This window comes from Thiohalorhabdus sp. Cl-TMA (assembly GCF_041821045.1).
GTDB classification, from domain to species: Bacteria; Pseudomonadota; Gammaproteobacteria; order Thiohalorhabdales; family Thiohalorhabdaceae; genus Thiohalorhabdus; species Thiohalorhabdus methylotropha.
On the sequence record NZ_JBGUAW010000002.1, the window covers coordinates 348479 to 361442 of the forward strand.

The 12964-nt window shown below is 66.8% G+C and carries 6 protein-coding genes and 4 tRNA genes; 5 read left to right on the plus strand and 5 right to left on the minus strand.

Features of this window, described 5'->3' with window-relative positions:
- Nucleotides 1-7: 7 nt before the first annotated feature.
- Together ACERLL_RS03985 and ACERLL_RS03990 are read right to left on the minus strand one after the other, a co-directional pair.
- Complete coding sequence (locus tag ACERLL_RS03985) at nucleotides 8-1483, minus strand: glutamate synthase subunit beta (protein ID WP_373654759.1); 1476 nt, start codon at nucleotides 1481-1483, stop codon at nucleotides 8-10.
- Between the two features lie 97 nt (nucleotides 1484-1580).
- The gene (locus ACERLL_RS03990) at nucleotides 1581-6197 is read right to left on the minus strand and encodes a glutamate synthase-related protein (RefSeq protein WP_373654760.1); all 4617 of its coding nucleotides are present in this window, start codon (nucleotides 6195-6197) and stop codon (nucleotides 1581-1583) included.
- Nucleotides 6198-6803: 606 nt separating this feature from the next.
- On the opposite strand from ACERLL_RS03990, the gene clpB reads away from it, so the two are divergent.
- Nucleotides 6804-9401 (plus strand): ATP-dependent chaperone ClpB, encoded by a 2598-nt coding sequence (gene clpB, locus ACERLL_RS03995; protein ID WP_373654761.1) that lies wholly within the window; start codon nucleotides 6804-6806, stop codon nucleotides 9399-9401.
- A gap of 87 nt (nucleotides 9402-9488) precedes the next feature.
- Here clpB and ACERLL_RS04000 read toward each other — a convergent pair whose 3' ends face one another.
- Nucleotides 9489-10061: a YceI family protein gene (locus ACERLL_RS04000; protein WP_373654762.1), complete on the minus strand. Its 573-nt coding sequence runs from the start codon at nucleotides 10059-10061 to the stop codon at nucleotides 9489-9491.
- A 78-nt stretch (nucleotides 10062-10139) separates the two neighbouring features.
- A complete protein-coding gene (folD, locus tag ACERLL_RS04005; protein WP_373654763.1) occupies nucleotides 10140-11000 on the minus strand; it encodes a bifunctional methylenetetrahydrofolate dehydrogenase/methenyltetrahydrofolate cyclohydrolase FolD in 861 nt (286 codons plus the stop codon).
- A 328-nt stretch (nucleotides 11001-11328) separates the two neighbouring features.
- Between folD and ACERLL_RS04010 the strand changes: the two genes are divergently transcribed.
- From ACERLL_RS04010 to ACERLL_RS04025, 4 genes are all read left to right on the plus strand, one after another.
- Nucleotides 11329-11405, plus strand: a tRNA-Pro gene (locus ACERLL_RS04010).
- Nucleotides 11406-11458: 53 nt separating this feature from the next.
- Nucleotides 11459-11535 (plus strand) — tRNA-Arg (locus ACERLL_RS04015).
- Between the two features lie 101 nt (nucleotides 11536-11636).
- Nucleotides 11637-11712: transfer RNA gene (locus tag ACERLL_RS04020), tRNA-His, on the plus strand.
- Between the two features lie 17 nt (nucleotides 11713-11729).
- Nucleotides 11730-11805: transfer RNA gene (locus ACERLL_RS04025), tRNA-Lys, on the plus strand.
- 116 nt (nucleotides 11806-11921) lie between these two features.
- Here the strand turns inward: ACERLL_RS04025 and ACERLL_RS04030 are convergent.
- The gene (locus tag ACERLL_RS04030) at nucleotides 11922-12962 is read right to left on the minus strand and encodes a hypothetical protein (RefSeq protein ID WP_373654764.1); all 1041 of its coding nucleotides are present in this window, start codon (nucleotides 12960-12962) and stop codon (nucleotides 11922-11924) included.
- Nucleotides 12963-12964 lie beyond the last annotated feature (2 nt).

Below are 12964 nucleotides of genomic sequence, written 5' to 3' on the forward strand. Positions count from 1 at the left end.
GCGTGAGTCAGTCCGCCATCTCCTTGATGCCGCGGGCCACCTTCTGCTTCATCAGGTACTGGTGGGCGCCTTCGGCGGCGCGGCGGCCGTCGTGGATGGCCCAGACGATCAGACTGGCGCCGCGGTACATATCCCCGGCGGAGAAGACGCCCTCCACGTTGGTCATGCGGGTGGCGGGGTCGGCGGCGGCGTTGCCCCGCTTGTCCACCGCCACGCCCAGGGCGTCGAGCAGCGGGCTGCGCTCCGGGCCTTCGAAGCCGATGGCGAGCAGCACCAGCTCCGCATCCAGGTCGAAATCACCGCCCGGCTCTTCGATGAGCTCGCGGGTGCCGTCGGGACGGCGCTGGGCGGATTTCACCTGGACGCAGTTGGCCTTTTGGACCCGGCCGCTGCCGTCGTCCTCGAAGGACTTCACGTAGTCCTTCCAGAGGCGCTCGCAGCCCTCCTGGTGGGAGGTGGAGTCCATGCGCTTGTGGGGCCACTCGGGCCAGGGGGTGCGCTCGGAGCGCTCCTCCGGCGGCTCGGGATGGATATTGAGCTGCCGGACGCTCTTGGCGCCCTGGCGGATGGAGGTGCCCACGCAGTCGGCGCCGGTGTCGCCGCCGCCGATGATCACCACGTTCTTGCCCGCTGCGGTGATGCGCTCTGCGTCGGGGATGGTGTCTCCGGCGTTGATCCGGTTCTGCTGGATCAAAAACGGCATGGCGTAGTGGATGCCTTCCAGATGGCGGCCGGGCACGTCGTGGTCGCGGGGCTTCTCCGCGCCGCCCGCGAGGATCACGGCGTCGAACTCCCGCCGCAGCTCCTCGGCGGTGACGTCCTCGCCCACGCTCACCCCGGTGCGGAAGGTCACGCCCTCGGCCTCCATCTGCTCAATACGGCGGTCGATGCGGAACTTCTGCATCTTGAAGTCGGGGATACCGTAGCGGAGCAGGCCGCCGATGCGGTCGTGCTTCTCCAGCACGGTCACCGTGTGGCCCCAGCGCGCCAGCTGCTGGGCGGCCGCCAGGCCCGCCGGTCCGGAGCCCACCACCGCCACCTTGAAGCCGGTCTCGGGGGCGGGTGCCACGGGCGCCACCCAGCCCTCGTCGAAGCCGCGCTCGATGATGTTGCGCTCGATGTTCTTGATGGTGACCGGGGCGTTTTCCACCAGGTCCAGCGTGCAGGCGCTCTCGCAGGGCGCCGGGCACAGCCAGCCGGTGAACTCCGGGAAGTTGTTGGTATCGTGGAGCCGGCCCAGCGCTTCGTGCCACTGGCCCCGGTAGACCAGGTCGTTCCATTCCGGGATCAGGTTGTCCACCGGACAGCCGGTGTCCGTCTGGCAATAGGGGATGCCGCAGTCCATGCAGCGGGCGCCCTGCTCGGCCAGCTCGGCGTCGGACTGCTCCCGGTAGAGCTCCCGGTAGTCTTCCCGGCGCTCCGCCACCGGCCGCAGCGGCGCGCCGTGCCGGGGGAATTTCATAAAGCCGTCGATCTGACCCACGGTCAAACCTCCCTGACAATCGGATGTAGGAGCGGCGCACGCCGGGGGCGCCGCAAGCCGTCGCGACCGGAGGTCGCTGCCACGAAACAGGATGCCTTCAGGCCGTCTCCGTCCGCTGCTGGGGCTCACGCTTGCGGGCCTCCATGACGCGGCGGTACTCGGTGGGGATGATCTTCACGAAGCTCGACCGGTAGCTGTGCCACTGGTCGAGGATCCGCTGGCCCTTGGCCGAGCCGGTATAGCGGACATGGCGCTCGATCATCTCCATGAGCAGGTCGGCGTCCTCGTGGTCCACCAGTTCGGTCTCCACCATGCCGGTGTTGAGGCGTTGCTCGAAGCGGCCGTCCTCGTCCAGCACGTACGCCACGCCGCCGCTCATGCCGGCGGCGAAGTTGCGCCCGGTCCCGCCCAGAATGGCCACCGCGCCGCCGGTCATGTACTCGCAGCCGTGATCGCCACAGCCTTCGGCAACGGCCTGGACACCGGAGTTGCGGACGCCGAAGCGCTCGCCCACCACGCCCTGCACGTAGAGCTCGCCGCCGGTGGCGCCGTACAGCAGCACGTTGCCGGCGATGATGTTGCCCTCCGGGTCCAGCCGGGATTCCTCCGGCATGCGCACCACGATGCGGCCGCCCGACATGGACTTGCCCAGGTAGTCGTTGGCGTCGCCCACCAGGGTCAGGCTCATGCCGTTGTGGCAGAAGGCGCCGAAGCTCTGCCCGGCGGTGCCGCGGAAGGTGATCTGGATGGTGTCCTCGGGCAGCCCTTCCATGCCGAACCGCTTGGCCACCTCACCGGCGAGCATGGTGGCGGTGGTGCGGTTGTAGTTGCGGATCTCGGACTCGAGCTCCACCGGGGTGGCGTTCTCCAGCGCCGGCGAGGCGCGCTTGATGAGGTCCCGGTCCAGGATCTCGTCGATCTCGTGGTGCTGGCGACGCACCTGATGCAGCGGCTCGGTGCCGGTGTCCATCCGCTTGAGCAGCGGCCGCAGATCGAGGCCGTGCGCCTTGGGATGCTCCGAGAGATCGTGCGGTACCAGCATCTCGGTATGGCCGATGAGCTCGTCCATGCTCCGGAAGCCCAGCTCCGCCATGTACTGGCGCACCTCCTCGGCCACCATGCGGAAGTAGGTGATCACGTCCTCGGGCTTGCCCGTGAACTTCTTGCGCAGATAGGGATCCTGCGTGGCCACGCCCACCGGGCAGGTGTTGAGGTGGCACTTGCGCATCATGATGCAGCCTTCCACCACCAGGGCGGTGGTGCCGAAGGCGTACTCCTCGGCGCCCAGCAGCGCGGCGATGACCACGTCGCGGCCGTTGAGCATATTGCCGTCGGTCTGCAGCCGCACCCGGTCGCGCAGGCCGTTGGCCACCAGGGCCTGCTGGGTCTCGGCCACGCCCAGCTCCCACGGCATGCCGGCGTGCTTGATGGAGGTGTTGGGACTCGCGCCTGTACCGCCGGAGTTGCCGGAGACGGTGATCAGGTCCGCCTTGGCCTTGGCCACGCCGGCCGCAACCGTGCCCACGCCGGCCTTGGCCACCAGCTTCACCGAGACGTCGGCCGCCGGGTTGACGTTCTTCAGGTCGAAGATGAGCTGGGCCAGGTCCTCGATGGAGTAGATGTCGTGGTGCGGCGGCGGCGAGATCAGGCTCACGCCCGGCGTGGCGTAGCGCACCCGGGCGATGTTCTCGTCCACCTTGTGGCCGGGCAGCTGGCCGCCCTCGCCGGGCTTGGCGCCCTGCGCCACCTTGATCTGCAGCTCGTCGGCGTTCACCGCGTAGTGCGTGGTCACGCCGAAGCGGCCGGAGGCGATCTGCTTGATGGCCGAGCGGGCCAGGTCACCGTTGGGATAGGGCTTGAAGCGCACCGAATCCTCGCCGCCCTCGCCGCTGTTGGAGCGGCCGCCGATGCGGTTCATGGCGATGGCCAGGGTCTCGTGGGCCTCGCGAGAGATGGAGCCGAAGGACATGGCGCCGGTGGTGAACCGCCGCATGATGGATTCCACCGGCTCCACCTCGTCCAGGGACACGGCTTTCGGCCCCAGATGGTCCGGGCTGCCCGGCTTGGCGGCGTACCATTCGTCGCTGTCCGCCTCGGGGCCTTCAACGGGGTGGCCGTCCGCCTCGTTGGCGAGCTGGAACAGGCCGCGCAGGGCGCCGCCCTCCTGGCGGTTCTTATTCACCGCCTCGGAGAACTTCTGATAGAGGCCGAAGTCCTGAGTGGCGCAGGCGCGCTGCAGCAGGGTGATGGTGGTGGGGTTCCAGCTATGGCGCTCGCCGTCCACCCGCCAGTGGTACTGCCCGCCGTCCTCCAGCGCCAGGTCCGAGGAATGCGGCGTGTGGTAGGCGAAGGCGTGGCGCTCCAGCGCATCGGCGCCGATCTCGCGAATGCCGGCGCCGCTGATCTGCGTGACCGTGCCGCGGAAGTACTTGTCCACCAGCTCCCGGGACAGGCCGATGGCCTCGAAGATCTGCGCCCCGCAGTAGCTCTGCAGGGTGGAGATGCCCATCTTGGAGAAGATCTTGAACAGGCCCTTGCCCACCGCCTTGATGTAGTGGTGCCTGACGGTGTCCGTATCCGCCTGGTCGTCGAGCATGCCGCGCTCGAGCATGTCGTCGAGGGTCTCGAAGGCCAGATAGGGGTGCACGGCGCCGGCGCCGTAGCCGATGAGCAGGGCGAAATGGGCCACTTCGCGGGCCTCGCCGGTCTCCACCACCAGGCTGGTCCTGGTGCGCAGGCCGGCCCGGATCAGGTGGTGGTGCACGGCACCCACCGCCAGCAGGCTGGGAATGGGCGCGCGGCTGTCATCGGTGCTCCAGTCGGAGAGCACCAGCACCGTGGCGCCGTCGCGCACGGCCTGCTCGGCGGCAGCGCAGAGCCGGTCCACGCCGGTTTCCAGAGCCTCGGGACCTTCTTCGGCGGAGAAGGTGGCCTCCAGGAACTCGGTGCGGCAGGCTTGATCGCCGCAGAAGCGCAGCTTGTCCATCTCCGCCTGGGTCAGTACCGGGTGCTTGAGCTCCACCCGCCGCGCCTGCTCCGGCGTCTGCTCCAGGACGTTGCCCTCGGGGCCCAGGTAGGAGACCAGGGACATCACCTGCTCTTCCCGGATGGGGTCGATGGGCGGGTTGGTCACCTGGGCGAATAGCTGCTTGAAGTAGTCGAACAGCAGCCGGGGCCGCTCGGAGAGCACGGCGATGGGGGTGTCGTCGCCCATGGAGCCGACGCTCTCGGCGCCCGTGGTGGCCATGGGCTTGAGCAGCATGTTCAGCTCTTCGAAGGTGTAGCCGAAGGTGCGCTGCAGCTCGCGCAGGGGCCGGTGCGCCTCGCGGGGCTCTCCCTTGGGCTCGGGCATTTCCGCCAGCCGCAGCAGGTTCTCCGCCACCCAGTCCTTGTAGGGCGCCTGGGCCAGCATCTCCTGCTTGAGCTCCTGGTCCGGGATGATCTTGCCGCGCTCGGTGTCCACCATGAAGATCTTGCCCGGGTGGAGGCGCTCCTTGAGGACGATCTTCTCCTCGGGGATGGGCAGCACCCCCACCTCGGAGGCCATCACCACCATGTCGTCGTCGGTGACCACGTAGCGCGCCGGGCGCAGGCCGTTGCGATCCAAAGTGGCGCCGATGCGGGTGCCGTCGGTGAAGGCCACGGCGGCGGGGCCGTCCCACGGCTCCATGAGCGTGGCGTGGTACTCGTAGAAGGCCTTCAGGTCCTCGGGCATGAACGGATCCGTGCTCCACGCCTCGGGGATGAGCATCATCATGACGTGGGGCAGCGAGCGGCCCGCCGCGGAGAGCAGCTCGATGGCCGCGTCCAGGCTCGCCGAGTCGGAGAGGCCGTCCTCGATGGTGGGGAACAGCTTCTCCAGGTCCTCGCCGAACTCCCCGGAGGCCATGGCCGCCTCCCGGGCACGCAGCATGTAGTGGTTGCCCTGCACCGTGTTGATCTCGCCGTTGTGGGCGATCATCCGGAAGGGCTGGGCCAGCGGCCAAGTGGGATGGGTATTGGTGGAGAACCGCTGGTGCACCAGGGCCAGGGCCGAGACCATGTCCGGGTCGCCCAGGTCCGGGTAGAAGGCCGGCACCTGCTCCGCCAGCAGCAGGCCCTTGTAGATCAGCACGCGGCTGGAGAGGCTCGGGATGTAGAAGTGCTCGGCGTACTCCGGATGGTCGTCGGCGATGGTGTGCTCCATGCGCTTGCGCACCACCAGCAGCTTGAGCTCGAAGCGCTCCCGGGCCGTGGCGTCGCCGCGGCCGATGAAGACCTGCCGGATGGTGGGCAGCATCTCCCGGGCGATGTCGCCGATCTCCTCCGGATGGACCTCCACATCGCGCCAGCCCAGGATCTGCTGGCCCTCCTCGGCGGTGATCCGCTCGAGGGCTGCCATGCAGTCCCGGGCCGCCGCATCGTCGGTGGGCAGGAATACCAGGCCGGTGCCGTAGTCGGCGGGGTCGGCGGGCAGCTCGATGCCCACCTCCGCGGCGGCCTTCCGGAGGAAGGCGTGGGGCTTCTGGATGAGGATTCCGGCGCCGTCACCCGTATAGGCGTCCGCGCCCACCGCGCCGCGGTGGGTCAGGTTGTGCACGATCTCCAGGCCCTGCTGGACGATCTGGTGCGAGGCGCGGCCCTGCATGTCCACCACGAAGCCGACACCGCAGTTGTCCTTGTGCATGCCCGGCTGGTACAGGCCAGGATTGGTCCGATCCGAATGTGGCGCCATGGATATCTATCTCCGCTTTTGGCCCCCGCCCGGGGTCCGGTGCCGCAATTCAAGCCGCGCGGTGCGGTCCCAAGCGAACGTCCGGTAAGAAGCGGGGCGGGCTTCAGACACGGCAAAGCCGAGTGGGCCACCCCGAATCAGGTCAGGATTCGCGGCGGGCGGCCCACCCGGCCCGGTGTTAAGGGGTCACGGGCCCAATCTCCACCCGTTGTCTACAGTCGAGCCTTAAGAGGCTAGCGTTTTCCTCCGCTGGCGACAACCCAGTTAACATGATTCATGGTGCCATGCACGGCCCCTTTTGGCTTGGATTTCCCGCCCCCGGGCGTGGTTCAGGGTGAATCCCGGTGCCCAGAGCACTGAAAGATGGGTTTTCCCCCGGCCATGGCCGGGAAGCTCGCCGAACCGTGCCGTACGCCCCCGGAGGTATCGGGTAAGTACCCACAAATTTGCCGGTAGCGGTTGAAAACGGGACGCCCATCCCCATCTACAGCGTAGGGTTTTCGGCGGCGTGCTTCTGGCCGCCGGATAAGCAACGGGGAGTGGGCCGGAATGGACGCCCCATTCCCGCCCCTTCCCCGGGTGAACGGCATGCAAGCGGAGGGTTCCATGCGGACCGACAAACTGACGACCAAATTCCAGCAGGCGCTCCAGGATGCCCAGAGCATGGCCCTGCAGAACGACAACCAGCAGGTGGAGGCGGTCCATCTGCTCTGCGCCATGCTCGACCAGGAAGGCGGCTCGGCGCGCTCGGTGCTGGCCAAGGCCGGGGTGAAGGTGGACGCCCTGCGCTCGGCCTGCGGCCGCGAGATCGACAAACTGCCCCGGGTGTCCGGCGGCGAGGCGGGGGAGATCTACGTCTCCCGCGCTCTGGGCAATCTCCTGAACGCCGCCGACAAGACCGCCAGCAAGCGGGGCGACTCCTACATCGCCACCGAGCACTTCCTGCTCGCCCTTACCGAGGACAAGGGTCCCGCCGGCCAAGCCCTGAAGGACGCCGGCGGCGACCGGCAGTCCCTCGAGAAGGCGGTGGAAGAGGTTACCGGCGGCGAGAAGGTGGACGACCCCAACGCCGAGGACCAGCGCGAGGCGCTGGAGAAATACACCATCGACCTCACCGAGCGCGCCCAGCAGGGCAAGCTCGACCCGGTCATCGGCCGCGACGACGAGATCCGGCGCACCATGCAGGTGCTCCAGCGGCGCACCAAAAACAACCCGGTGCTCATCGGCGAGGCGGGCGTCGGCAAGACCGCCATCGTCGAGGGCCTGGCCCAGCGCATCGTCAACGGCGAGGTGTCCGAGGGCCTGCGCGACAAGCGCGTGCTGTCCCTGGACATGGGCGCGCTCATGGCCGGTGCCAAGTACCGCGGCGACTTCGAGGAGCGCCTGAAGGGCGTGCTCCAGGAGATCGAGCAGGAGGAAGGCCGGGTCATCCTGTTCATCGACGAGATCCACACCATGGTGGGCGCCGGCAAGGCCGAGGGCTCCATGGATGCAGGCAACATGCTCAAGCCCGCCCTGGCGCGCGGCGAGCTGCACTGCATCGGCGCCACCACCCTCGACGAATACCGCGAGAACCTGGAGAAGGACGCCGCCCTGGAGCGGCGCTTCCAGAAGGTGATGGTGAACGAGCCTTCCGAGGAGGACAGCGTCGCCATCCTGCGCGGTCTCAAGGAGAAGTACGAGGTCCACCACGGCGTGCGCATCACCGACCCGGCGCTGGTGGCGGCGGCGCAGCTCTCGCACCGCTACATCACCGACCGCAAGCTGCCCGACAAGGCCATCGACCTCATCGACGAGGCGGCCTCGCGGCTGCGCATGGAGATCGACTCCAAGCCGGAGGAGATCGACGAGATCGAGCGCCACCTCATGCAGCTCAAGATCGAACGGGAGGCGCTGAAGAAGGAGTCCGACGAGGCCTCCCAGAAGCGCCTCTCCGACCTGGAGGAGACCATCAGCGAGCAGGAGGCCAAGCTCCAGGAGATCTCAGGCGAGTGGGAGAAGGAGAAGGGCGCCATCCAAGAGCACCAGCACGCCAAGGAGGAGCTGGAGCGCGCCAAGGCCGAGATGCAGCAGGCCCAGCGCGCCGGCGACCTGAACCGGATGGCCGAGATCCAGTACGGCAAGATCCCGGAGCTGGAGAAGAAGGTCGAGGAGACTTCCCATGCGCCGCACGACATGCTGCGCGAGGAGGTCACCGATAACGAGGTGGCCGAGGTGGTCTCCCGCTGGACCGGCATCCCGGTCTCCAAGATGCTCGAGGGGGAGCGCGAGAAGCTGCTCAAGATGGAGGATCGCCTGCACGACCGCGTGGTGGGGCAGGAAACCGCCGTCACCTCGGTGGCCGACGCCATCCGGCGCTCGCGGTCCGGCCTGTCGGATCCCAACCGGCCCATCGGCAGCTTCCTGTTCCTCGGCCCCACGGGCGTGGGCAAGACCGAGCTTACCAAAGCCCTGGCGGAGTTCCTGTTCGACTCCCAGGAGGCGCTGGTGCGCATCGACATGTCCGAGTACATGGAGAAGCACTCCGTGGCCCGGCTGATCGGCGCGCCCCCCGGCTACGTGGGCTACGAGGAGGGCGGCTACCTCACCGAGACCGTGCGGCGCCGGCCCTACTCGGTGATCCTGCTCGACGAGGTCGAGAAGGCCCACCCGGACGTGTTCAACATCCTGCTGCAGGTGCTCGACGACGGTCGCCTCACCGACGGCCACGGCCGCACCGTGGACTTCCGCAACACAGTGCTGATCATGACCTCCAACCTCGGCTCCGACCGCATCGTCAGCCTGGCCGGCGAGGGCGAGGAGCGAATACGCGAGGCGGTCATGGAGGTGGTCAAGGACGAATTCCGGCCCGAGTTCCTCAACCGGGTGGACGAGACCATCGTCTTCCAGCAGCTCGACCAGGCGCAGATCAAGGAGATCGTGCGCATCCAGTCCCAGTATCTGCGCGACCGGTTGCGGGACAAGGACATGGACCTGGAGATCTCCGAGGAGGCGCTGGACAAGGTGGCCGAGGCGGGCTTCGACCCGGTCTACGGCGCCCGGCCGCTCAAGCGGGTGCTCCAGCAACGGGTGGAGAATCCGCTGGCCAAGGAGATCCTCGCCGGCAACTTCTATCCCGGCGATGTGGTCGAGGTGGGCGTGGAAGGCGGCGACTTCGTCTTCCACCGGCGCGAGAACGGCTACGCGCAGGCCGCCTCCGCCTGAGCGCGGGGAGCTCCTCCCCGACGCGACAGCGCCGCCCCGGTTCCGGGGCGGCGTTTTTCGTGGCTGTCGCCAACACGGTCGACCGGTCTACCGCTTGGTGTAGTAGAGCGTGAACTGCGCCGGGACGGCGGGGCTGATGGAGGGCAGGCCGGCGATCTCGCGGAGCTTTTCCACGCCGCGTGCCAGACCGAAATCCCCGGCATTGATGATTACCGGACGCAGGTTGGCCACCTGGATGGTGTCATCGGCCAGACGGGTAACCGACAGGACCGTGTCCACCGGCTTTTCCGAGCCGTGCAGGGACAGCGTGGCGGTGGTGTCGAGGATGAGGTTGTCCCCGGGGGCGAGATCCGCCACCCGCTGCTCGGGAACCTCCACGGTCACCAGGGCGGTGGCGAAGTCGCCCACCTCGAACAGATGCTCCTGCATCCGCTCATTGCGGATGTCGATATTGGTCTCGACACTGGCCAGATCGATGGCCAGCCGAGCCTGCCCCTGTTCGTATTTCCCGGAAATATCGTCGAAATGGTGGGTCTCCGCCACCGTATTCTTCTTGGTGGAAACGAAGAACAGGGAAGAGCGCTGCGCATCGAGCTGCCAGGCCGCCATGGCCGGGAAGCTCAGGGTGAGCAGCGTGAAAGTCAGGATAAGCCGTTTCATGGCCGAGTGTCTCCTTTGTCCAATTCCGGAAGGCATCCAGTCTTGGACAAAGGAGCCGCGGAGGCAAGTCGCCGCCGTTCAGATGGAGGGGTCGTGCCGCTCGCAGGCTTGGAGGGTGTTCTGCAGGAGGGTGGCCACGGTCATGGGGCCCACCCCGCCGGGTACCGGCGTGATCCAGGAGGCGCGCTCGCAGGCGGCCTCGAAATCCACATCGCCCACCAGGCGGTTATCCGGAAGCCGGTTCATGCCCACGTCGATCACGATGGCATCGTCCTTGATCCAGTCGCCGGGCACCAGACCCGGCTTGCCGACAGCCACCACCAGGAGGTCGGCGCGGCGTACGTAGGTGCCGAGGTCCTGGGTGAAGCGGTGGCAGACCGTCACCGTGGCTCCTTCCAGAAGCAGCTCCAGCGCCATGGGCCGGCCCACGTGGTTGGAGGCCCCTACCACCACGGCATGCAGGCCCTTCGGGTCGAGCTCGTGCTCCTCCAGAAGGGTGATGATGCCGCGCGGGGTACAGGAGCGGAACAGGGGGTTCCGCTGGGCCAGCCGGCCGATGTTGTAGGGATGGAAGCCGTCCACGTCCTTGGCCGGATCGATGGTCTCGATAACGACGCTGGAGTCGATATGCGCCGGCAGCGGGAGCTGCACCAGGATGCCGTCCACCTGGTCATCGGAATTGAGGCTTTCCACCAGGGAAAGCAGCTCCTCCTGGCTGACGCTGTCCGGGAGGTCGTAGGAGAACGACTTGATTCCGGTCTTCTCGCAGGCGGTGCGCTTGTTGCGGACATACACCTGGGAGGCGTGGTCCTGGCCCACCAGCACCACCGCCAGCCCGGGCGGCCGGTAGCCCCTGCGTACCCGATCGGCCACCAAGGCCGTCAGCTTGTCCCGGACCCTGGTGCTGGTTGCCTTGCCATCGATCATCTGCGCGGCCATGGGGCTCCTCATCTGCTCCGCAAAACGGGAACTCCGCCGTCCCGCGGGGATCCTCCCACCAAAATTCCACGAAAAAATTCGATTGGCGATAGGATGGCGAAACGGCGCGAAGACCGGACGGGTAAAGCGGGCGATATTGCCATGAACCGCCTCTTCGCGCAAAGCTGAACCGATTGACGAGATCTGGTGCGTCCCGGTAGGATTGTCCGTCTTGGTGGCCCGGGCGGGCAGCCGCCGAAGATTCCGCCCCGAGCCGGTCAGATGTGAACGATCGCCGAGGTTGGCGCCGTGGCGCGGCCCCGGCCTGTTCGGATCGAGGGAATTCTGCCGGGGTGTGGCGCAGCCTGGTAGCGCACCTGCTTTGGGAGCAGGGTGTCGGAGGTTCAAATCCTCTCACCCCGACCAAATCCGAATACGGGCCTGCAACCCCATAGAATGCCGTATCCGGTACTTCTTTGGCGCCTGTAGCTCAACTGGATAGAGCAGCGGCCTTCTAAGCCGCAGGTTGTGGGTTCGATTCCCGCCGGGCGCGCCATTCGGAAAGGCGCAATCCGTTTCGGGTATCGCGCCGTATGCTAGAATGCGGGTTCGGGGACGCAACGTAATCCCCGGCCGGCTTCCAAGCCGGATGCAGTGGTGAGCGTAGCTCAGTTGGTAGAGCCCCGGATTGTGGCTCCGGTGGTCGGGAGTTCGAATCTCCTCGCTCACCCCATTTTTTAAGCAGTAGATGGGCCGTTAGCTCAGTTGGCAGAGCAGCTGACTCTTAATCAGCGGGTCGAAGGTTCGAATCCTTCACGGCCCACCATCTAAATCAAGGGCCTAGGCGCAATCGCCTAGGCCCTTTTTTTGTTTGGGTAACGGTATGGGTAACGACGTAACCCAAGGAGACGCCGGGGAAGGGCCTCGCTGGGAGGGACGCCCTCAACCCAATTGCCAGCGTGCCCAGCGGCCACGCCGGGGCAGCCTAAATCTCCCCAGAGGGGCATCCGGTCGGCCTGCTACGCCGTATTTACCTTCCGCCGCCACCCTGCCACCCCGCCACCCCGCCAGCCCGACGAGGCCCAGCCCAAGCAGGGCCGCCGTATGGGGCGCCGGGATCGGCTCGCCGTCCTCGAACGCCCCTTCCGGCCAGTTGGGGGTCAGGAGCTGGGTCCCATTGGCCCCGGGAAACGTACCAAACTCAACCAGGTCAGAAGGTCCATGTAACAGGATTTGGCCGGAGGCATTGACGTCCGTGACGGTTCCCACGATGCGCGGGTTTTCCCCCTCTTCGGTGTAATGGGGATCACTGGGATCGATAAAGTCCTGAATGTCGGCAGAGTCAGGGGAGTGCCCCTGAAGCCCATACTCCTCCACGATCTCCCAGGTCCTTTCCTCCTTGGGGGTCATCTCCTCGGCGGTTGCCTCCTCGTAGGCCGCCCGGGTTACCTCCTGGAGGCCCGGGCCGGGCTCGTAGCGCAAATACTGTGTAGTCCCGTCCTCGGACCCCTGGAAGTAGACCTGACCGGCCTCGGTGAGGTGAAGATCACGGTAAAGGTTATGCCCGTAAACCTCTATGGAGCCCCGGGTCTCGCCATCGGGGTTCCAGACCACTAACCGTGAAGTATTCTCTTCCTCGGGGGAATAGCCGCCAGCGTAATTCATCCCCGCGGCCGCCCCGTTGTTGTTGACCGCCGTGGCCGCCGCGTAATTTCGACTGGGGTATTCGGAGAAGGGGAAGGCCCGTTCCAGGTCTCCAACCTGCCGGTCCCCATAATCGGTGTTGGGTTCCCACTTGAAAAGGTAGGTTCTTCCTCCCGCATCGGGGCTATTGCCAACGATTTTGGCATTGTCGTTCATCGCCCGGCCCCACCAGTAGTTGCTGATCGGGGTGACCTCATAGGTCGGCAGGGCCGCAACGGTGCTGGTAAGCGTCATCATGCCGGCACCAGCCAAACCGGCTAAAAGGGTCTTGCTTGGCATGG

Excerpts from the sequence above, each read along its gene's own strand:
- ACERLL_RS03990 (WP_373654760.1), bottom strand. The coding sequence starts at position 6,197 with ATGGCGCCACATTCGGATCGGACCAATCCTGGCCTGTACCAGCCGGGC.
- clpB (WP_373654761.1), top strand. The coding sequence starts at position 6,804 with ATGCGGACCGACAAACTGACGACCAAATTCCAGCAGGCGCTCCAGGAT.
- ACERLL_RS04000 (WP_373654762.1), bottom strand. The coding sequence starts at position 10,061 with ATGAAACGGCTTATCCTGACTTTCACGCTGCTCACCCTGAGCTTCCCG.
- folD (WP_373654763.1), bottom strand. The coding sequence starts at position 11,000 with ATGGCCGCGCAGATGATCGATGGCAAGGCAACCAGCACCAGGGTCCGG.
- ACERLL_RS04030 (WP_373654764.1), bottom strand. The coding sequence starts at position 12,962 with ATGCCAAGCAAGACCCTTTTAGCCGGTTTGGCTGGTGCCGGCATGATG.